Origin of the sequence: Micromonospora sp. WMMC415, from assembly GCF_009707425.1 — a bacterium.
In the GTDB taxonomy this organism is placed as follows: Bacteria; Actinomycetota; Actinomycetes; order Mycobacteriales; family Micromonosporaceae; genus Micromonospora.
Genome location: NZ_CP046104.1, coordinates 4,816,200 through 4,837,355, shown reverse-complemented (window position 1 = coordinate 4,837,355; position 21,156 = coordinate 4,816,200). Strand labels below are relative to the sequence as shown.

Here is a 21,156-nt window from a genome sequence, read left to right as displayed (position 1 = left end):
GCGGCCCGCGCCGCGGCGCACCCGCCGGCGCCCAGTCCGGCCCGCCCGCCCAGTCCGGGCCGCGCCGGCCCGCGCCCGCCGACGTACCCGGCCCGCACGCTCAGTCCGGCCCGCCCGCCCAGGCGCCGCATCCGGCGCGATCCGGTGGTCGCGCCGCACCGCCCGGCCCGCACGCGGCCGGCCCGGCGGGTGCCCGAGGCGTTCCGCCGGGCCCCCACACCGCTCCGGCCGATGTGAACGCCCCCGCGCCCGGGGGCCCGCCGGCAGCCCGCCGCCCGGACGCCGGTCGCGCCGGAGCCGACCCCTACCGGTCCGGTGACCTGACCGGTTCGGCGGCCCGGGTGTCCCGGCCCGGTGCGGTGCCGCCGGCCGCCCGTGACGGCGAGTCCCGGCCCGGCCCGGCCGACCCGTACCGGTCCGGTGACCTGACCGGTTCGGCGGCCCGGGCCCGGGTGCCCCGGCCCGGCCCCGCCGCACCGCCCCCGGCCGGCGAACCCCGGCCCGGTCCGACCCGCCGTGGCGCGGCGAACCCCGGGGGGCCCGCGGACGTCGCCCCGGGCTTCGGCCGCCCGCCGGGCGAGGTGTCCGGCGAGCTGCCGGACGTGGCCGCCCGCGGTGGACCCCACCGCCCGCCGGCGGCCGGCCCCGGCCGACGCCCGGCCCCCGGCACCGACGAACCGGTCGTGCCGCGCAGCGGCAACGCGCCGCCGGTGCCCGGCGTCGCGCCGCGCCGGGCCGGCCGGCGGGCCGCCGCCGAGGAGCCGACCGGACCGGCCCACGGTCCACTGCCTGACGCACCGGGCGAGGCCGGCGAGCCCCGTCCCGCGCCGGGACGCCGCGGCGCGCCGGACAGCGCTGCGCCGTCCGGCGGCCTGCCGTCCCCCGGCCTGCCGTCCGGTGGCCGGCGGGCCGCGCCGGAGAGTGCCGACGCGCCGCCGCGCGGGCGGCGGGCCGCCCCGGAGGACGTCGACGCCGCGCCGCGCGGGCGGCGGGCCGCGCCGGAGGTCGCCGACGCCGCGCCGCGCGGGCGGCGGGCGGCACCGGACGACGCCGCGCCCGGCGTCCCGCCGACCGCGGGCACCGAGACACCGGGCCGTCGGGCCGCCGCCGTCGACGGCGACGACCGACCGGCCACGGAGGGCCGGCGCGGCCGGCCGGAGCGCCCGGCCGACTGGCTCCGGCAGGCCGGACGTACCCCGCACCACACCGATCCCTCGCTGCGGACCATCAACCGTCCGGCGACCCCGCCCGGCTCGCCGGTTGCCCCGCGGAGTGGCCCGCCGGCCGGGCGCCGGGCCGCGAACACCGACGCCGGCCGTGGGCCCGCCGACGGAACCCGCTCCGGATTCGAGCCGCCCGGCGACGGCGCCGACACCGGCCGCGCGCGGCCCGGTCGCGCCCGCCCGGCCGACGGTGCCGCCGCCGGTCCGGCCGCCGCACGTGGCGCCGCCCGGCCGGCCGGTCCGACGTCCGGGCCGGGCACGCCCGACCGGCCGCACCCACCGGCCGGGCCCGCCGCCGAGCGCCCCCGTCCGTCCGCCGCCGCCTCCGGTGCCGGACGTGACCGCCGCCCCATCGGACCGGGTGGGGAAGCCCGTCCGCCCCGACCGGACGGCCCGCCGTCCGCCGTCGCGCGCCCGGACACCGGACCGGTCCGGGGCGCCGCGACCCCGCCCCGCCCTGGTACGCCGACGCCGTCGGTCGCCGGTGGCCCGACCCCGCCCGGCATCGCCCGTCCCGGGGCCGCACCAGGTGGCCCGCGGGGGGCGGCGGCCCCGCCCGGTGCCGTCCGCCCCGGCGCGGCGCCGGCCGGTCCGACGCCGCCCGGGGTGGCCCGTCCCGGCGCCCCGGCCGCCGCTCGGGGCGGCGCTCCCGTCCCGGTCCGGCCGCCGGTCGACGACGGCCCGCCGGAGCCGACGTCCGGGGGCCCGCGGCCACCGGCGGGAGTGGCCCGACCGGCCGGACCCCGGCCCGGCCCGGAGGACCGCTCGTACGGCCGGGCGCTGCCGCCCCAACGGGAGCCCGGTCGACCGGAGCCGTCGGGTGTGTCGCCCGTGCGGCCGGCCGAGCCGGCGCTCGCCCGCGCGGCCGTCGCGCCGCCGGTGGGCGCGGCGGCCGCGGTGCCGCCGCCGGACGGCCCGCCGCCGCACCGGCCCACCGCGCCCGACGACGACACACAGAACCCGAGCGGGTCGGATGGCGCCCGGTCGGAGCTGCGCCGGCAGATGCGCGAGCGGCGGCGGCTGCGGATGGCCGTCCTCGCGCTGGTCAGCATCGTTCTGCTCGGGGCGGTGCCGCTCTTCTTCGGGCTCCGGACCCTGAGCCGCGACCCGGCGTTCGACACGCTCGACGAGCTGGACGTGCCGAGCTGGGCCGCGGTGAAGACGGTGGACGACGTGAGCGGCAGTCGCTGGTGCCTGCTCGACTGCCGGCTGCGGGAGCGCACGGTGGAGTCCGAGAAGTCACCGGAGGAGACCGCGCAGGCGTACGAGGCGGCCCTGACCAGGGACGGCTGGCGGCCGTGGAAGGTGACTCCCTGCCCGGAGCAGCCGGCGAAGGGCAGCTACACCTGCTGGCGTCGGGACGAGTTGACGCTGGACCTGTGGGTGCGGGAGCCGACCTGCGTGCCACCGCCGGTGGACGGGGAACCGGCGGTCGTTCCCTCGCCCGACCCGTCGGCCGCAGCGGAGGAGTGCGCCGGCTCGTTGGTGTCGATGAAGGTCCGCAACGCGATCGACGACGACCGTACGCGGCCGCAGCCGAGCACCGACCCGTCGTTGACCGGTGAGGATCCCTTCCCGACGCTGTCCGAGGACCCGCTCGGGGAACTGACACCCTCACCGTCCTGAGCCGGTTTCCATCACGGACGGTAGGGTCTGGGGCTGGCAGGTCCGCCTGCTCCCGTTGGTCCGTCTCGGGGGCGCGCGGCGTGGCTGTGGGTACGACGGTCGCGCGTTCCGGGACGCCCGGCGCCGCGGATTCGGCTTGAGGAGGACAGGCGTGGACTTTGGAGAGGTCGCGGCGCTGATCGCGGCGATCGCGTTCGCGATGCTGGTGTTGATCCTGATGCTGCCCATCCTGCGGCTGCGGCACACCGTGGACGCCGCCACCCGGATGATCAACGACCTCAACGACCGCACCGCCCCGCTGCTCGGCGACGTCAACTCCACGGTGAAGAACGTCAACACCGCGCTGGAGCAGGTGCAGACCTCGCTGGACGGCGTCAACCTCCAGCTCGCGAAGGTCGACACCATGACCAGCCACGCGCAGAACGTCACCGCCAACATCGCCAACCTCGCCACCGTCGTCTCCGCTGCCGCCGCCAACCCGCTGGTCAAGGTCGCCGCCTTCGGCTACGGCGTCCGCCGGGCCGCCTCGGCGCGGCGGCACGCCGAGGCCGAGCGTGAGGTTCGCGACACGATCAAGCAGCAGCGACGGGCGGCCCGGCGCGGCAACCGCTGACCCGGGCCGGCGGCGAGCGGGAGGATGAGAGCATGAGGCGGTTGTTCTGGCTCGGTATCGGGCTGGCCGTCGGCGTGGTGGTGGTCCGCAAGGCCACCCGGACCGCGCAGGCGTACACGCCGGCGGGGATCGCGAGCGGGCTGTCGGAATCCGCTGGCAACCTGGTCGAGTCGCTGCGTAGCTTCGTGGAGGACGTCCGGATCGGGATGGCCGAGCGGGAGCAGGAGATCCACGAGGCCTTCGCCCGCGGCGAGGCGTTCGACGACCAGTTCGCCGACCTGCGGGAGGACCCGCGCATCGGCGACCGAGACATTTTCCCGGAGGAACACCAGCGATGAAGACGGCGGAGATCAAGCGGCGGTACCTCGCGCACTTCGAGGCGAATGGCCACACCGTGGTGCCGTCCGCTCCGCTGCCCGCCATCAGCGACCCGAACCTGCTGTTCGTCAACGCCGGCATGGTGCAGTTCGTCCCGTACTTCCTCGGCCAGCAGAGCCCGTCGTACCGGCGGGCGGTCAGCGTGCAGAAGTGCATCCGGACGCCGGACATCGACGAGGTCGGCAAGACCAGCCGGCACGGCACGTTCTTCCAGATGAACGGCAACTTCTCCTTCGGGGACTACTTCAAGGACGGGGCGATCCCGTTCGCCTGGGACCTGGTGACCAAGTCGGTCGCCGACGGCGGCTTCGGGCTGGACCCGGAGCGGATCTGGCCGACCGTCTACCTGGACGACGACGAGGCGTTCGGGATCTGGCGGTCGGTCGGCGTGCCGGCCGCGCGGATCGTGCGCCGCGGCAAGGCGGACAACTTCTGGTCGATGGGCATTCCGGGCCCGTGCGGCCCGTGCTCCGAGCTGTTCTACGACCGTGGGCCCGAGTACGGCCGCGAGGGCGGCCCGGCGGTCGACGAGGACCGCTACATGGAGTTCTGGAACCTCGTCTTCATGCAGTACGAGCGGGGTCCGGGCACCGGCAAGGAGGACTACCCGATCCTCGGTGACCTGCCGGCGAAGAACATCGACACCGGCATGGGCCTGGAGCGGATGGCGTCCATCCTCCAGGGCGTCGACAACCTGTACGAGATCGACGAGGTCCGGCCGATCCTGGACAAGGCCGCCGAGCTGACCGGCAAGCGGTACGGCGCGCAGTCCGGGCACGTGGCCAGCGAGTCGCACCCGGACGACGTGCGGCTGCGGGTCGTCGCCGACCACGTCCGCACCGCGCTGATGCTGATCGGCGACGGCGTGACGCCGAGCAACGAGGGGCGCGGCTACGTGCTGCGCCGCATCATGCGCCGCGCGATCCGCGCGGTCCGGCTGCTCGGCTGGCAGGAGCGGGCGATGCCCGAGCTGCTGCCGGTCGCCCGGGCCTGCATGGCGCCGTCGTACCCCGAGCTGGCCACCGACTTCGACCGGATCGCGGACTACGCGTACGCGGAGGAGGACGCGTTCCTGTCCACGCTGCGCGCCGGCACCACGATCCTGGACACCGCCATCACCGAGACCCGCACCGCGGGCCGGACGGCGATCACCGGCGAGAAGGCGTTCCAGCTGCACGACACGTACGGCTTCCCGATCGACCTCACCCTGGAGATCGCGGCGGAGCAGGGCCTGGAGGTGGACGCCGAGGGCTTCCGCCGGCTGATGGCCGACCAGCGGGCCCGGGCGAAGGCCGACGCGCAGGCGCGCAAGACGGGGCACACCGACCTGTCGTCGTACCGGGCGGTGCTCGACGAGGGCGGGCCGGTCACGTTCACCGGCTACCACGAGGTCGCGCGGGAGTCGACGGTGCGGGCGGTGCTCGGCGCCGAGGGTCCCCGCCAGGCGGCGGTCGAGGGCGACACGGTCGAGCTGGTGCTCGACACCACCCCGTTCTACGCCGAGGGCGGCGGGCAGCAGCCCGACCTCGGCCGGATCACGGTGGGCGGCGGGCAGGTCGAGGTCCTCGACGTGCAGCAGCCGGTGCCCGGTCTGATCGTGCACCGGGCCCGGGTCGTCCGGGGTGAGGTGCGTGCCGGCGAGACCGGCTTCGCCGAGATCGACACGAGCCGCCGCCGGGCGATCTCCCGGTCGCACACCGCGACCCACCTGGTGCACCAGACGATGCGCAACTTCCTCGGTGAGTCGGCCACCCAGGCCGGTTCGCTGAACGCGCCGGGCCGGCTGCGGTTCGACTTCAACACGCCGACCGGGGTGGCGCCGAGCGTGCTGCGCGACGTCGAGCAGCAGGTCAACGAGGTGCTCCTGGCGGATCTCGAGGTGCACGCGTTCATCACCTCGCTGGAGGAGGCGCGGCGCATCGGCGCGATGGCGCTGTTCGGCGAGAAGTACGGCGAGCAGGTCCGGGTCGTCGAGGTCGGCGACTACGCCCGGGAGCTGTGCGGCGGCACCCACGTCGCCCGCTCCGGCCAGCTCGGCCTGGTGAAGATCCTGTCCGAGTCGTCCATCGGGTCCGGCGTCCGCCGGGTCGAGGCGCTGGTCGGGATGGACGCGTTCAACTTCCTCGCCCGTGAGCACCTGCTGGTCTCCCGGCTCGCCGAGCTGTACCGGGTGCCCAGCGAGCAGGTCGCGGACCGGGTCGAGCAGACGGTCACCCAGCTGCGGGACGCGGAGAAGGAGCTGGAGAAGCTCCGGGCCCAGCTGGTGCTCGGCGGGGCGGCGGCGCTCGCGGCGCAGGCGAAGGACGTGCGCGGTGTCGCGTACGTCGGGACCGAGGCCCCGGAGGGCGCGGCCGGCAACGACGTGCGGACGCTCGCCCAGGAGATCCGCGGCAAGATCGACCCGGCGCGGCCGGCGGTGGTCGCGGTGGCCGCCCGGGCCAACGGCAAGGCGTCGCTGGTGGTGGCGGTCAACCCCGCCGCCCGCAGCCGTGGCCTGTCGGCGGCCGACCTGGTCAAGGTGGCCTTCTCCGGCCGGGGCGGGGGCAGCCCCGACCTGGCCCAGGGCGGTGGCCTGCCGGCGGCGGAGGCGCCCAACCTGCTCCTGACCGTCGAGAAGGCGGTCGCCGAGGCGTGACACGCTGTCGTACCTGGCCAGGGCGGACCGATCGGTCCGCCCTGGCCCGTCTCCGCCGAGGGGTGACCGTCCGTGACTGAACTGTCTCGGGGAGTGCGGCTCGGTGTGGACGTCGGGCAGGTCCGGGTGGGGGTGGCCCGGTCGGACCCGCACGGGGTGTTGGCCACCCCGCTGGTCACGCTGGCCCGCGACCGGACGGCGGCTCCCGACACGGTCCCGAGCGACGTCGCCGAGCTGGCGGCGCTGGTCGCGGAGCACGAGGCGGTGGAGGTGGTGGTCGGCCTTCCGGTCACCCTCGCCGGACAGCAGGGTCCGGCCGCCGTCCACGCGAGGGCGTACGCTGACCGTCTGGCCGATGTAATAGCGCCCGTGCCGGTAACGCTCACCGACGAGAGGATGTCCACCGTCGTGGCTAGTCGTAGGCTTGCCGAGCGTGGCGTCCGGGGACGACGACAACGCGCGGTGGTCGACCAGGCCGCCGCGGTGGAGATTCTGCAGAGCTGGCTGGACGCGCAGCGGAGGCGGACAGGATGATCGACGATCTGGAGCTCGGGTTCGATGAGCAGGAACGGGGGGAGAAGGGCCGGCATCGGCGCGGCTACGTCCGCAAGCGCAAGAACGGCTCCGGCGGCGGGCGCGGCAAGACCGTCCTGGCCCTGCTGCTGGCCCTGGTCCTGCTCGGCGGTGTCGGCGGCGGTGCCTTCTACGGCTTCGACCGGATCCAGAGCTACTTCGTCACTCCGGACTACGAGGGCGGCGGCACCGGCGAGGTGACCGTCGAGATCAAGCAGGGCGCCCTCATCTCGGACATGGCGGTGGCGCTCTACGACGCGGGGGTCGTCAAGAGCACCAAGGCGTTCGTCGAGGCGGCGGAGGAGAACGCCCGCAGCACCAACATTCAGCCGGGCCTGTACAAGCTGCGCAAGCAGATGAGCGGCGAGAGCGCCGTCGCGGCGATGCTCGACCTGAAGAACCGCGTCGTGAACGGGGTCACCATCCCGGAGGGGCGCTCCGCCAAGAACATCTACAAGCTGCTCTCCGAGAAGACCAAGATCCCGGTCAAGGAGTTCGAGGCGGCGGCGAAGGACCCCGTCGCGCTCGGCGTCCCGAACTGGTGGTTCAACCGCGGCGACGACAAGAAGGCGGCGAAGTCGATCGAGGGTTTCCTCTACCCGGACACGTACGAGATCCCGCCGAACGCGACCGCCGAGTCGATCCTCAAGCTGATGGTGGAGAACTTCGTCACCGTCACCGGTGAGCTCCAGTTCGCCGACAAGGTACAGAAGGGCCTGGGCGGCGTCAGCCCGTACGAGGCGCTGATCGTGGCGTCGCTCGCGCAGGCGGAGGCCGGCAACAAGGACGACCTCGGCAAGGTCGCCCGGGTCGCCTACAACCGGGTGTACAAGGGCAACTTCGACTGCGGCTGCCTGGAGATGGACGTCACGGTCAACTACTACCTGGAGCTGACCGGGCAGCCGACCAAGGCGTCCAAGGACATGACCGCGGCCGAGCTGAACAACCCGAAGAACCCGTACAACCGCAAGCTGCGGGGCATGATCCCCGGCCCGATCAACAACCCGGGCAAGGACGCGCTGGCCGGAGCGATGAACCCGCCCAAGGGCAACTGGCTGTTCTTCGTGGCGATCGACAAGGAGGGCCACTCCGCGTTCGCCGAGACCTACGAGGAGCAGTTGCGCAACGAGGCCAAGGCCCGGGAGGCCGGGATCATCTGATGGCGGTCGCGCGACGGGCGGCGGTGGTCGGCAAGCCGATCGCGCACTCGCTCTCCCCGGTGATCCACAACGCCGGGTACGCGGCGGCCGGCCTGGCCGGCTGGTCGTACACCCGGTTGGAGTGCGCGGAGGCGGAGCTGCCGGCCCTGGTCGCCGGGCTGGGCCCGGAGTGGGCGGGGCTGTCGGTGACCATGCCGGGCAAGGAGGCGGCGCTCGCGGTGGCGGCGGCCGCGTCGCCCGTCGCGACCGCCGTCGGCGCCGCCAACACGCTGGTACGGCGTCCGGACGGCACCTGGTACGCGGACAACACCGACGTCGCCGGCATGGTGGAGGTGCTGACCGGGGCCGGGGTACGGCCCGACGCCACGGTGACGGTGCTCGGCGCCGGTGGCACCGCCCGGGCGGCGGTCGCGGCGGCGGCGCGGTTGCGGGCGCGAGCGGTGACCGTGGTGGCCCGGCGCGTGCAGGCGGTCGACGACCTGCGGCCGGTGGCCGGGGCGGTCGGCGTGCCGCTCGCCGGCGCGCCGTGGGACGACGCAGCCGGGCAGGCCACCGCCGACGTGGTGATCTCGACCGTGCCGAAGGGCGTCGCCGACCCGCTCGCCGGGTCGGTGGCGTGGCGACCGGCCACCGTGTTCTTCGACGCCCTCTACGACCCCTGGCCGACGCCCCTGGCGGCCGCCGCGCGGGCCGCCGGCTGCCGGATCGTCTCCGGCCTCGACCTGCTGCTCGCCCAGGCGGTCGGCCAGTTCGAGCAGTTCACCGGCGTGCCGGCGCCCCGCGCGGCGATGGCCGCCGCCCTGGCCGGTGCGCGGGGCGACTGACCGCAGGGGTGGGCGGGACCGTCCCCTGTGGGTGTACCGGGAATCCTTAGGCGACGGTTAAGACCCGCTTAGGTCCCGCTGTCGTGCCCACGCCGGGTGGCGGCCATCGTTACGCTGCCGAGAGTCAACACAGCAGACACAGGGAGTTTCCTTGGGCAGGCGCGGAGTGCACCGACTGACCCGGCACCACGGCCCGCGGCGTAAGGCGGCGCTGCTGGGCGTGACCGCCGCGGCGGTGGTCGGCGGGCTGGTGGCCGGGGTGATGCCGCTGCTGGCGGCCGACGACATGTCCGTGCGGGCGGTGGCGGACACCACGGCCACCTTCGTGTCGCAGGACGGCGACAACGGTGCCAAGACCACCCTCGCGACCTGCCCGGCGCGCTGCGACGCCAACCCCCGCGGCACCCGCGAGGCGGTCGTCCAGTTCGCGGTGACGACCCTGCCGGCGAACGCCGTCAACATCCGGGCCACGCTGCGGGTGCACGCCTGGCAGAAGTTCGCCGCCAGCGTCACCGCCCACGCGTCCACCGTGGACGCTCGCCTGGCGCGGCCCGCGCCGGCGCCGGTGGGCGCCGTCCTCGACACGGTGGACGGGGTCCAGCCCGGCTTCAACGAGTGGGACGTGTCGAAGGTGGTGACCGGCAACGGCACGGTCACCGTGTCGCTGGCGCAGACGGGGCTGGAGAGCCGCATCTACTGGGCGTCGTCGGAGAACCGCAACCCCGACCTGCGCCCCCGACTCGTGCTCCGCTACGACGTCGGCAGCCGGCCGACCCCGGCGCCGAGCAGCGCCGCACCCTCGCCGAGCCGCACGACGGCGCCGACCACCCCGCCCGCGCCGCCGCCGTCGCCGAGCGCCAGCCCGAGCCGTCCGGCGCCGAGCCCGACCCTGACGCCGTCGCCGCGCCCCGGCGGCTGCGGGCAGGTCTCGTCGAAGCTGGTGCCCTCCTGCGGCGCCTGGTGGGGGATGTACTCGCCGGCGAACCCGGCCACCTGGGACCACGGCCGGGCCGTCGCCGACGTCGAGGCGCAGGTCGGGCGCCGGTTCGACATCGTGCACCGCTACCACGACTTCTCCAACCACGGCAGCAACGGGGCCTTCCCGGACGCGTACGAGCAGCAGCAGATGCGCGAGGGCCGGCTGATGTTCTTCGCCTGGGAGTCCCGGATCTTCTCCTCGGGTGCGGTGCTCACCTGGAAGGACGTCTACAGCGGCCGGCACGACGCGACGATCGACGCGGTCGCCGGCCGGATCCGGGCCACCGGCGTGCCGGTGTTCCTGGGCTTCGACCACGAGCCGGAGGACGAGCCGGCCAAGGGCAGCGACGCCGACTTCGTGCGTGCGTGGCGGTACGTGCACGACCGGGTGGTCGCCGCCGGCGCCCACAACGCGGTCTGGGTGTGGACGATGATGGGCTGGTCCGGCCACTACAGCCGGTACGCCGGCCTGTACCCGGGTGACCGTTACGTGGACTGGGTCGCCTGGGACCCGTACAACTTCCACGTCTGCAACGGCAGCACCGTCTGGAAGAGCCCGTCGACCACCATCGGCAGCTTCTACCGCTGGCTCGACCAGAACGGCATCGGCGCGGGCAAGCCGCGGATGCTCGCCGAGTTCGGCACGAACTTCAACTCGGCCGATCCGGACGCCAAGCGGCGCTGGTTCGAGGAGTTCCCCGCCGCGCTCAAGGCGCACCCGAAGATCAAGGCGGCGATCTACTTCAACTCCGCCGGCATGACGACGCGGACGAGCACCTGCGACATGACGATGAACCACGAGTCGTCCGCCCTGGCCGGGTTCGCCCGGGCCGGTCGCGACAGCTACCTGCGCCAACCGACGCCGGGTAGCTGACGGCGGGTCGACCGCGCGGCGGCGGCGGGGTGGCCGGAGGGGAGTCGGACATCCGACCCGGTACGCTCGCCGTCGTCGCGTGGGGTCACTGACCGCCCAATCGGCGGATATCGCCAAGCAGGGTCGGCGAGGCACGCTACGCGGGTTCTCATCCACCTTGGAGGCGCAGCGTGCCCGAAGTCTCGCTCTCTCGGCGTTCTGCCGGATTCCGCATCCGCGCGGCCGCGATCGGTCTGGTGACCCTCGCCGCCGTGTTGGCCGTGCCGTCGGCGAGTTCCGCCGCCGTGGTACCGGCGCCCGAGACGCAGACCCTGGTGTCGACCAACCCCGGCGACAGCACGCCGCACGCGCGCGACGGCGAGGCCCGCGCGTTCGCGCAGGTCGGTTCGATGGTGTACGTGGGTGGCAGCTTCACGCAGATCCGCCAGACCGCCACCTCGGCCTGGACCACGCAGCGCTACCTGTTCGCGTACGACCGCAGCAGCGGGACGGTCTCCACGACCTTCCTGCCGGTGCTCGACGGCGCCGTCAACACGCTGATCGCCGGCCCGAACAACACGCTGATCGTCGGTGGCGCGTTCAAGAACGTCAACGGCGTGTCGCGCAAGAACCTGGTGGCGCTCAACCCGACCACCGGGGCGATCATCGACAGCTGGGTGGGCCGCTCGGACGGCGGCACCGTACGGGACCTGGTGCTGCACGACAACTGGCTCTACGTCGCCGGCGCGTTCAACTGGTTGAACGGCACCGCGCACGGTGGGCTCGGCCGGCTCAACGCCACCACCGGTGCGATCGACCCGACGTTCAACGTCAACGCGACGGTCGGCCGCCACACGACGGCGCCGTACGTGTGGACCATCGACGTCAGCCCGGACGGGAACACCCTCGTCGTCGGCGGCAACTTCATGTACGTCAACGAGCTGCCGCGCAACCAGATGGCGCTGGTCGACCTCTCCGGCACCCCGACCGTCCTCGACTGGAGCACCGAGAAGTTCGTTCCGCCGTGCGCGGCGCCAGCGACGTTCATCCACTATGTGCAGGACGTGAAGTTCGGCGGCGACGGCACCTGGTTCGTCGTCGGCACCAACGGCGGCGGTGGCTGGCCGGCCGCGTACTGCGACGCGCTGGTCCGGTTCGAGACCGCCGCCCGGGGCAGTGGCCAGCTCGCCACCTGGGTCGACTTCACCGGCAACGACACCATCACCTCGGTCGAGGTCGCCGACAACGTGATCTACCTCGGCGGGCACTTCCGTTGGCTGAACAACCCCAACGCGAGCGACCGCGCGGGCGCCGGTGCCGTCGACCGGCTCGGCATCGCCGCGGTCACCCCCGCGACCGGCATGCCGGTCAACTGGAACCCGCGCCGCAGCGGCAGCGCGTCGATGCCCCCGGGGACCAGCGACTGGGGTTCGACGGTGCCGGTGCTGTGGCGGGGCAGCGACGGGCTGTACTTCGGGCAGAACTCCGACGGGATGGGCGGCGAGTACCACGGCCGGCTCGGCATGTTCCCGCTGACCGGCGGACGGACCGTCACCCCGAAGAACCCGCCGACGGCCACCACCGGCAACCTCTACCTGGGCACGGGTGAGGGTCAGCTGGCCAAGGTTCCGTTCGACGGCACGAACGTCGGCGCCCCGACGACGGTCAGCCAGCCGAACTACACCGGCGCCGGGGCGACCTGGCGGGTGAACGACCGGATCTACTGGTCGCACACGGTGGCGGGTACGCCCACCGGCAGCCGGATCGACATCTCGATGTTCAACGGCGGTGCCATCGGCGTGCCGTGGGAGGCCTCCGGCTACAACGACTGGTTCAACGCCGCCAACATGACCGGGGCGTTCTTCCTCAACGGCCGGCTCTACTACACCCGCACCGGCGCGAACGCCCTCTACTACCGGTACTTCGAGATCGACGGGAACTACCTCGGCGCCACCGAGTTCGTCCTGCCCACCACCGGCGTGACGTGGTCGGCGGTGCGCGGCATGGCCTGGGTCGGCGGCAAGATCGTGTACGGGAGCACCGACGGTACGCTGCGCGGCGTGCCCTTCGACCCGACGGCCGCACCGGCGGTCGACGGCGCGGGGGTCACCGTGCTCGTCCCGGCGAGCGCCGAGCTGACCTGGTCTACCCCGCGGACGTTCTTCTCCGTACAGTGACGCTCATCCGTCCGTAACGGAACATCGGTACGTTGTTCACGTTGGGCCGGCGGCGGATCCTCGTCGCCGGCCCCAGACGTGGGGAGGGGTCGTTGGGCGGCATCCGCCGTGGGCTCGCGGTGCGGGCGGTGTTCGCGGTGAAGCGCGGGTGGTACCGGGCGCGTTATCCCCGGCTGACCCTCGGCCGGGACGTGGAGATCCGGGGGCGGATCCGGCTGCGCCGGGGCGTGCGCGTGCACATCGGTGACCGGACCCGGCTCAACAAGCTGGTCCGGTTCGCCGGGCCGGGCGAGGTCCGGGTCGGTGCCGACTGCCTGCTGAACGCCACCTGGATCGGCACGTGGACGTCGGTCACCATCGGCGACCGGTGCCTGCTGTCGGACTGCGAACTGCTCGACAACGACTTCCACAACCTGTCGCCCGAGCGGCGGCACGATCCGCCCACCCCGGCCTCGCGGGCGCCGATCGTCGTCGAGGAGAACGTCTGGATCGGCGCGCACGCGCTGGTGATGAAGGGCGTCCGGATCGGCCGGGACAGTGTCGTGGGCGCCGCGACGGTGGTGCGGACGGACGTGCCGCCCCGCGTCGTGGTCGTCGGAAACCCCCAACAGACAGTGAAGAAGTTCAATGACTGACGCTCCTGGTGGTTCCTGGTCCGCCGACGCCGCTCCGGGCGGCGGGGGAGCGCCAGGCCGCACGGTCACCCTGATCGACCTGCTGCGCGTACCGCTGCACCGCATCCGCCTGGTGGCGGGGGTGGCCGTGGTCGGGCTGCTCGCCGCGCTCGGCTACGTGCTCCTCGTCCCGAGCGCGGTGACGGCCAACGCCGTGGTCGCGGTCCGTCCGGTGGTCACCGACGCGTTCACGCCCAGCGGGGCGTCCGCCGACCGGGCGGTCAACATGAACGTGGAGAGCGGTATCGCCACCGGCACCGACGTGGTGCAGCGGCTGGTCGACGCGACCGGCCGGGACCAGCGCGACGTGCGCGACGCCCTCGAGGTCGAGGTGCCGACCGGTGGGCAGATCCTGCGCTTCCTCTACACCGCTAACTCGCCGGAGGCGGCGGTGGAGAGCGTCAACCTCGCCGCCCAGGCGTACCTCGACGTGCGGCGGGCCATGTACGAGCGGCAGCGGGAGGACATGCTGCGCTCGTACGACGAGAGCATCAAGAAGGTGCAGGACCAGCAGGTGGCGCTCCAGCGGCGCATCGCCGGCGCCCGCGAGGGCGCGGTGGACGCGGCGGTCGCCGAGCTGGCCGGGGTCAACAACCAGCTCACCCAGCTGAGCTCCGCCCGCACCGAGATCGCGGCGGTCGACGTCAACCCCGGCTGGGTCACCCGCAAGGCCGAGAAGGCGTTGGTCGCCGCGGGCGGGAACCGCCCGCTCTACCTGATCGCCGGCCTGCTGGGCGGTGCGCTGCTCGGCATCGTGCTGGCGTACGTGTGGGAGTCGGTGGACCGCCGGATCCGGTCGGTCGACGACGGGCGGGACGCCACCGGCCTGCCGTTGCTCGGCACGGTCCGCAGCCGGGGCCTGCGCGGGTCGCGGCACGCGGTGGACGCCGACATCCGGTACGTGGCGATGGCGATCGCCGAGCGGGTCCGCGAACCGGCCCGGGTGGCGCTGCTGACCACCCGGGAGGACCAGACCACGATGACCGCCGGGCTGGCGGTGGCCCTCGCCGCCACCGGTCGGGACGTGTACGTCGCCGACGACAGCGGTCGCCTGGAGCGGCTGCGCACCGAGGTGCTGGCCGGCCTGGGACGCCTGCCGGCGGCGGCCAATCCGGCCGGCCCGGCCGTGCCCAAGCCCCGCGAGGGCGGGACGGCCAGCGTCGACGACATCACCGAGCAGATCACCGTCCGCCGGCCCTCTCCGCACCCGACCGGCACCCCCCGCCCGTCCACCGACCCGGACGCCACCATGACCCTGCCCCGGGTCGCATCCGGCGTGCCGGCCAGCGGCAAGAGCCAGGTCAGGAAAGCCGCCGACGAGGTGCCCGTGGGCGCCGGCGGGGTCCGCTTCGGCACCTGGCGGCAGCGGGCCGCCACCGGCACCGTGCTGTTCAACGCCCCACCGGCCGAGGCCGACGAGCGCGGTGTGGCGGCGGGCCGGCAGGGCACCGCGGTGGTGGTGGTCGAGCAGGACCGGACACGGCAGGGCGACCTGCGGCGGTTGGCCGAGCGGCTGCGCGCCGCCGGCGTGACACCCCTCGGGTTCGTGCTCACCCGCAGCGGGCGGGGCTGACGGTGCCCGTCACCCGTGCCCCGGCGACCAGCGAGCCGGCCGGGGACGGGCCCCTCCCGATCCTCCCGCCGCCCCCGCCCCCGCCACCCCCGCCCCGGTTGCCGATCTGGCCGCTGGCCATGATGTTCGGCCTGGTGCCGCTCTGGTGGCTGGCCGGCGCGTTCTACCTGGGCTGGCCGCTGCTGGGCGCGTTGCTGCTCGCGCTGCTGCTGGTCCGGGGCCGGGTGCCGCTGCCGCCGGCTGCCGGGATCTGGCTGCTGTTCCTGGCGGTCGTCCTGGTCAGCGCCACGCAGCTCGAAGCGTTCGCCTCGGTGCTGACGTTCGGGCTGCGGTTCGGGTTCTACGCCACCGCGCTCGTCGTCGGCGTCTACGTCTACGCCGTCGCCCGGGAACGCGCCGACCAGAGCGCGGTACTGGTGCCGATCTGCGCCTTCTGGTTCGGGCTGGTGGTGCTGGGCTGGCTGGGCGTGCTCGTGCCGCGGCTCGCCCTGACCACCCCGGTGGAGCTGCTGCTGCCCGGCGGCATCGCCGGTAACCCGTTCATCAACGACATGGTCCACCTCTCCACCGCGGAGTACAGCGTCCGATCGCTGAACCCGATCTACCGGCCGGCGGCGCCGTACGCGTACACGAACAACTACGGCAGCGCGTACGCGATGACCCTGCCGTGCGTGGTCGCGTTCACCATGCTCCGCCGGCGCGGTGCGCTGCGGTGGGCCGTGCTCGGATCGTTGCCGCTGTCGCTGGCGCCGGCCTTCCTCACCCTGAACCGGGCGATGTTCCTCAGCCTCGGCGTGGGTCTGCTCGTGCTCGGCGTGCGGGCCAGCCTGCGCGGCAACATGCGGGTCGCCGCCTCGATCGTCGGCGTGGTGGTGACCGGCGGGATCGCCACCCTGTTCATCCCCGTCGCCGAGCTGATCGGCAACCGCGTGGAGTCCAGCGACACGAACGCCGACCGGCTCTCCCTCTACAGCGAGGTGCTGCGGCGCGTGGGGGACTCGCCGTGGCTCGGGTACGGCGCGCCGGCCAACGTCGACACGGTCTCGGCCGAAGCCCCGATCGGCACCCAGGGGCAGCTGTGGATGGTGCTGTTCAGCCACGGCGTCCCCGCCCTGCTGTGCTTCGTGGCCTGGTTCCTCGTGGCCGCCCTCGTCTGTGGCCGGGCCACGTCCCCGGCGGGGCAGTGGCTCGCGATCGTGCCGGTGGTGTGTCTGGTGCAGATGCCCTTCTACGGCATGGCGAACCAGAACCTGGCGGTCGCCTTCTACGCGGTCGCGTTCGCGATGGCGCTCACCGAGCGGGAGGCGGCCGCACGGCGGGCGTCGGCGCCGACCCTGCCCGTCGGTCCGCAGGCGGTGACCACGTGACCGCCGCCGTCCGGTCCTCGACGGCCGGCTCGGCCGCGCCGAGCGCCGACGCGGAGACCCGGCGCAGCGCGCGCAGCGGATTCGCCGGCCTGATCGGTGCCGCCACCAGCGGCCTGTTCGGGTTCCTGCTGGCCGTCGTCATCACCCGCGGCTACGGCACCGCGGGCTCCGGCGCGATCTTCGCGGCGATCGGGGTGGTCACGGTGGCGACCGCCGTGTGCACCCTCGGCGCGGAGACCGGCCTCATGTGGGCGCTGCCGCGCCGGCGCACCGGGCCCCGGGGCGACGCCGCCCGCTTGCTGCCGGTGGGACTGCTGCCGCCGCTGGTGGTCGCGGTCGTCGTGGCGGTCACCGGTGTGCTCGCCGCCGACGCCCTCGCCCCCCGCGTGCTCGGTGGCGCGGCCGGGGCGGCGCTGCTCGTGACGAGCTTCGCCGCCGTGCCGGTGGTGGTGCTGATGACGCTGCTGCTCGCCGCGCTGCGCTGCGTACGACCGATCCGGGCGTACGTGTCGGTGCAGTTCTTCCTGCTGCCGGTGGCCCGGCCGGCGCTCGTCGGCGCGGCCGTGCTCGTCGGCGGCGGCCTGGTGGCGGGCATGTCCGCCTGGCTGGTCCCGGCCGGGATCGCCCTGCTGAGCTGCCTGGCCCTGGTCGCCGGCCCGCTCGGCGTGGGCCGGGGGGCGGCGCTGCGGCCCGAGCGGCGGGACTGGTCGACGTTCTGGGGCTTCGCGCTGCCCCGCGCCGCGTCGGCCGCCATCGACGCCGGCAACATGTGGGTCGGCGTGCTGCTCACGTCGGTCCTCGCCGGCGCGGGCGAGGCGGGTGTGTTCGGCGCCGTCGGCCGGTACATCCTCGCCGGCCAGCTGGCGATGCAGGGGTTGCGGGTGGCGGTGTCGCCGCAGCTGTCCCGGCTGCTCGGCGCGGGCCGGCCGGACGCGGCGGCCGCCGTGCACCGGCAGCTCACCGCCTGGGGGCTGGTGCTGTCCTGGCCGGTCTACCTGCTGCTCGCCGTGTTCGGGCTGGCGTTCCTGGAACTCTTCGGGTCCGGCTTCACCGCCGGCGCCACCGCGATGACCGTGCTCGCGCTGGCGATGCTGGTGAACACCGGGGTGGGCAACGTGCAGAGCCTGCTGCTGATGGGCGGCCGCAGCGAGCTGCACCTCGCCGCCACCGTCGCCGGGCTGCTGGTCACCGTCTCGCTCGGTCTGGTGCTGATTCCCGGCCACGGTGCCACCGGCGCTGCGGCGGCCTGGGCCGCCGGCATCGTCACCGAGAACCTGACGGCGGTGACGTGCGCCCGTGTCGTGTTCGGGCAGCCGCTGGTCGACGCGCCGATGCTGCGCGCCGCCGCGGCCACCGTCGCCGGGGTGGGCGCCGCCGCGACGGTCGGGGTGCTGGCCGGCGGCCGGGGCATTCCCGGCCTGCTGGTGGCGGCGGCGGTCCTGGCCGCCGGTTGCGTCGGCTTGTTGACGTTGCCCCGGGTGCGGCACGGCATCCGGGTGACCATGAGGCAGATCCGTGGGCGGGGGGAGGCGGCCCCGACCGCCACCGGCTCCGCACCACCGCAGCAGGAGGGCAGGTGAGGTCCGTCGTGCCGGCTATGCGCGATCGGGTGAAGCAACTCGTGCCGACGCAGGTGACCGAGCGGGTGAAGGAGTCCCTGGTCGGGTACGGCGTCCGGACCAGTGACCGGCGACCGCTGCCGGACTTCCTCATCATCGGCACGAAGCGGGGCGGCACCACCTCCCTGTGGAACTACCTCATCCGGCACCCGCTGGTGCCCCGGCTCTTTCCGGCGTGGAACACGAAGTCCGCCCACTACTTCGAGGAGCACTGGCGGCGCGGCGAGGCGTGGTACCGCTCGCACTTCCCGACGGTCCGGCAGCGCGAGGCGTTGCAGCGGCGGCACGGCGGCCCGGTCCGGGTCGGGGAGGCGGCCCCGCTGTACATGTTCCACCCGCTCGCCGCGCAGCGGGTGGCCGCGCTGATGCCGTCGGTGAAGCTGATCGTGCTGCTGCGCGACCCGGTGGAGCGGGCGTACTCGCACTGGAAGGAGCGGCGCACCCACGGCATCGAGCCGCTGGACTTCGCGGACGCCCTCGCGGCGGAGGAGGAGCGCACCGCGGGGGAGCGGGAGCGGTTGATCGCCGAGCCGGAGTACTTCAGCGAGGCGTACGACTGGTACACGTACCGGTCCCGGGGCCGCTACCTGGAGCACCTGGAGCCGTGGCTGGAGCGCTTCGACCGGGAGCAGTTCCTCTTCCTGCCCAGTGAGGACCTCTACCGGGACGCCCGTTCGACGTACCGCCGGACGCTGGACTTCCTCGGGCTGCCCCCGCACGACCTGCCGGACTTCAAGGTCTACAACGACCGCCGTTCGTCGCCGCTTGACCCGGCGCTGCGGGCGGAGCTGACCGCGTACTACCGCCCGCACAACGAGGCGCTGCGGCAGCGGCTCGGCATGGACCTCGACTGGCCGGACCGGGCCGCGTGACCGCGTCCGCGACCACGTCCGCCGACCCGCGTACGCGAACCGACGGGCTGGGCTGGGTGACCCGTGCGGTCTTCGGCGACGACCGGGTCGCGCTCACCCTGGGCGGCCAGCCGCCGGCCGACCACCGGGTGGTGGCGCGGTACGCGGTCGTCCCGTCGCCGGAGCGGGCCCGTTTCCTGCTCCCGCTGGGCGCGCCCCGGGCCACGGCCGCGTCGCTGCTGGCGTACAACGCACTGCGACCGCCGAAGGTGCGGGCCGTCCGGGCCGTCCTCGGCGGGATCGCCCGCCTGCGCGGGATCGAGCTGGCCCGGTTCCCGACGTTGACCGTGTCCCTGCCCGGCGGGGTGGCGGCCGACGAGGCACTGCTCGCGCACCGGCTCGCCGCCCTCCTCGGTGGCGCGCCGGCGTACGCCGCGTGTGGCGTACGCCCTCCGGACCCGAACCACAAGCCGACCCTGCAACTGTTCGACGCGGACGGCCGGCCGCTCGGCTACGCCAAGATCGGCTGGAACGACGCCACCCGCGCGCTGGTGACCGCCGAGGCGGCGGCCCTGCGCGAGTTGCCGGTGCTCGCCGGTGTGGCGGATCACCCGGTGGCTCCCCGACTGCTCGCCGAGACCACCTGGGCCGGGCAGGTCGTGGCGCTGGTCGAGCCGCTGCCGTCCGACGTACGCGGCGTGCCGGTTACCGACCCGCCGGAGGTGGCCGCGGTGCTCGCGGTGGCCCGCCGGGGCCGCCCGCCGGCTCCGCCGCGCCCGCTGGCGGGGTCGACCTTCCTGGACCGGCTCACCACGACCGCCGAGCGGGCGGCGGCTGCGACACCGGACGGCGCGCGGGCGGTCGCCGCGGTGGCCGCGCTCGCCGGCCGGCACGGCGGGACGGCCGTCGAGTTCGGCCACTGGCACGGCGACTGGGTGCCGTGGAACCTGGGCCGGCACGCCGGCCGGCTGGTCGCCTGGGACTGGGAGCACAGCGGCCGGGACGTGCCGCTCGGTTTCGACCTGGCGCACGACGCGTTCCAGCGCGCCCTGGTGCTGCGCGGCGAGCCGGCCGAGGCCGCGGCCGGCGCGGTGGACGCGCGACTCGACCGGTACGGCGACGCGCTGGGCCTGGACCCGGCCGGGCGCCGCCTGGTGGCTGACGCGTACCTGCTGGAGATGTGGCTGCGGACGTGGCGCCTCGCCGACGCCGGTGCGGGTTGGAACTCCGCGTTGCATCCCGCGCTGTTGGACGTGGTCGACAAGCGACATAACGGGTGAACCGCAGATGTCGCCGGGGTGTTGACGCCGGGTCCACTCCGGAGTGTGATGGTAGGGGTGCAGCTAGTGACGATCGTTGATGTCGCCGGATGCCGTGACGGGCAGAGCCCGTGGCCGGCGGCGGTCGACTGATCATCCGGTCGCCCTATACAACCCGCGCGGGAAACGTGATCTGCTCTCGCGTGGCGTCGATCGGAAGTCCAAGCGAACGTGGGGAGTCGCGTGGAGAGGAACATCGAGGATCGCGGCGATCCTCCCGTCCTGCTGCTGGTCGGGTCGAGTGGCGGGCACCTCGCCCAACTGCTCGCCCTGCGCTCCTGGTACGAGCGCTGGCACCGCGTCTGGGTCACCTTCGACACACCGGAGGCGGTCTCGCTGCTCACCGGCGAGGACGTGGTCCCCGCCCACCACCCGACCACCCGCAACGTGCGCAACCTGCTCCGCAACGCGGTGCTCGCGGCGCGGGTGCTGCGCCGGCGCAGGGTCGCCGCCGTGGTGACCACCGGCGCCGGCGTCGCGGTGCCGTTCGTGGTGCTCGCGTGGCTGCGGCGGATCCCGACCGTCTACATCGAGGTGTACGACCGGATCGACACCCCGACCCTGACCGCCCGCCTCTGCCGGCCGTTCCTGTCCGCGATGCTGGTGCAGTGGGAGGAGCAGCGCCGGCAGTACCCGGAGGCGACCGTCGTGGGGACGCTCCTGTGAGCGCGAGGAGTGCAGCGGAGCGGAGCCCCGCAGTCGCGAACGAGAGG

The 21,156-nt window shown here is 74.3% G+C and carries 16 protein-coding genes; all 16 read left to right on the top strand.

Annotated elements, in window-relative coordinates; genetic code table 11:
• Window positions 1-2,225 precede the first annotated feature (2,225 nt).
• The 16 genes from GKC29_RS22840 to GKC29_RS22765 all read left to right on the top strand — a co-directional run bounded on the left by GKC29_RS22840 (window position 2,226) and on the right by GKC29_RS22765 (window position 21,109).
• Entirely contained in the window at window positions 2,226-2,849 is a 624-nt protein-coding gene (locus GKC29_RS22840; RefSeq protein WP_155334299.1) for a hypothetical protein, read from the top strand.
• A gap of 151 nt (window positions 2,850-3,000) precedes the next feature.
• Window positions 3,001-3,462, top strand: coding sequence for a DUF948 domain-containing protein (locus GKC29_RS22835; RefSeq protein WP_155332761.1), 462 nt, complete (start codon window positions 3,001-3,003; stop codon window positions 3,460-3,462).
• 32 nt (window positions 3,463-3,494) lie between these two features.
• Window positions 3,495-3,800, top strand: a complete 306-nt coding sequence (locus GKC29_RS22830) for a hypothetical protein (protein ID WP_155332760.1) — start codon at window positions 3,495-3,497, stop codon at window positions 3,798-3,800.
• Window positions 3,797-6,475 carry an alanine--tRNA ligase gene (gene alaS / locus GKC29_RS22825; protein ID WP_155332759.1) on the top strand — a complete coding sequence of 893 codons (2,679 nt, stop codon included), beginning with the start codon at window positions 3,797-3,799 and terminating at the stop codon, window positions 6,473-6,475. Before GKC29_RS22830 ends, alaS begins: the two co-directional genes overlap by 4 nt.
• 72 nt (window positions 6,476-6,547) lie before the next feature.
• Window positions 6,548-7,009 carry a Holliday junction resolvase RuvX gene (gene ruvX, locus GKC29_RS22820; RefSeq protein WP_155332758.1) on the top strand — a complete coding sequence of 154 codons (462 nt, stop codon included), beginning with the start codon at window positions 6,548-6,550 and terminating at the stop codon, window positions 7,007-7,009.
• Window positions 7,006-8,208 carry an endolytic transglycosylase MltG gene (gene mltG / locus GKC29_RS22815; protein ID WP_155332757.1) on the top strand — a complete coding sequence of 401 codons (1,203 nt, stop codon included), beginning with the start codon at window positions 7,006-7,008 and terminating at the stop codon, window positions 8,206-8,208. The genes ruvX and mltG overlap by 4 nt, the downstream gene beginning before the upstream one ends.
• The gene (locus tag GKC29_RS22810) at window positions 8,208-9,032 is read left to right on the top strand and encodes a shikimate dehydrogenase (RefSeq protein ID WP_155332756.1); all 825 of its coding nucleotides are present in this window, start codon (window positions 8,208-8,210) and stop codon (window positions 9,030-9,032) included. Before mltG ends, GKC29_RS22810 begins: the two co-directional genes overlap by 1 nt.
• A gap of 151 nt (window positions 9,033-9,183) precedes the next feature.
• The gene (locus GKC29_RS22805) at window positions 9,184-10,884 is read left to right on the top strand and encodes a glycoside hydrolase (protein ID WP_155332755.1); all 1,701 of its coding nucleotides are present in this window, start codon (window positions 9,184-9,186) and stop codon (window positions 10,882-10,884) included.
• A 212-nt stretch (window positions 10,885-11,096) separates the two neighbouring features.
• Entirely contained in the window at window positions 11,097-13,040 is a 1,944-nt protein-coding gene (locus GKC29_RS22800; RefSeq protein WP_155334298.1) for a hypothetical protein, read from the top strand.
• A gap of 92 nt (window positions 13,041-13,132) precedes the next feature.
• Window positions 13,133-13,675, top strand: coding sequence for a DapH/DapD/GlmU-related protein (locus GKC29_RS22795; RefSeq protein WP_155332754.1), 543 nt, complete (start codon window positions 13,133-13,135; stop codon window positions 13,673-13,675).
• Window positions 13,668-15,287 carry a lipopolysaccharide biosynthesis protein gene (locus GKC29_RS22790; protein ID WP_155332753.1) on the top strand — a complete coding sequence of 540 codons (1,620 nt, stop codon included), beginning with the start codon at window positions 13,668-13,670 and terminating at the stop codon, window positions 15,285-15,287. The genes GKC29_RS22795 and GKC29_RS22790 overlap by 8 nt, the downstream gene beginning before the upstream one ends.
• A gap of 2 nt (window positions 15,288-15,289) precedes the next feature.
• Window positions 15,290-16,654, top strand: coding sequence for an O-antigen ligase (locus tag GKC29_RS22785; protein ID WP_155332752.1), 1,365 nt, complete (start codon window positions 15,290-15,292; stop codon window positions 16,652-16,654).
• Window positions 16,651-18,234, top strand: a complete 1,584-nt coding sequence (locus tag GKC29_RS22780) for a lipopolysaccharide biosynthesis protein (protein WP_155332751.1) — start codon at window positions 16,651-16,653, stop codon at window positions 18,232-18,234. Before GKC29_RS22785 ends, GKC29_RS22780 begins: the two co-directional genes overlap by 4 nt.
• An 8-nt stretch (window positions 18,235-18,242) precedes the next feature.
• On the top strand, window positions 18,243-19,145 hold the full coding sequence (locus tag GKC29_RS22775; RefSeq protein ID WP_155334297.1) for a sulfotransferase domain-containing protein: 903 nt from the start codon (window positions 18,243-18,245) through the stop codon (window positions 19,143-19,145).
• Complete coding sequence (locus GKC29_RS22770) at window positions 19,142-20,404, top strand: hypothetical protein (RefSeq protein ID WP_155332750.1); 1,263 nt, start codon at window positions 19,142-19,144, stop codon at window positions 20,402-20,404. The genes GKC29_RS22775 and GKC29_RS22770 overlap by 4 nt, the downstream gene beginning before the upstream one ends.
• 222 nt (window positions 20,405-20,626) lie before the next feature.
• Complete coding sequence (locus GKC29_RS22765) at window positions 20,627-21,109, top strand: UDP-N-acetylglucosamine--LPS N-acetylglucosamine transferase (protein WP_155332749.1); 483 nt, start codon at window positions 20,627-20,629, stop codon at window positions 21,107-21,109.
• The last annotated feature ends 47 nt before the right edge of the window (window positions 21,110-21,156 follow it).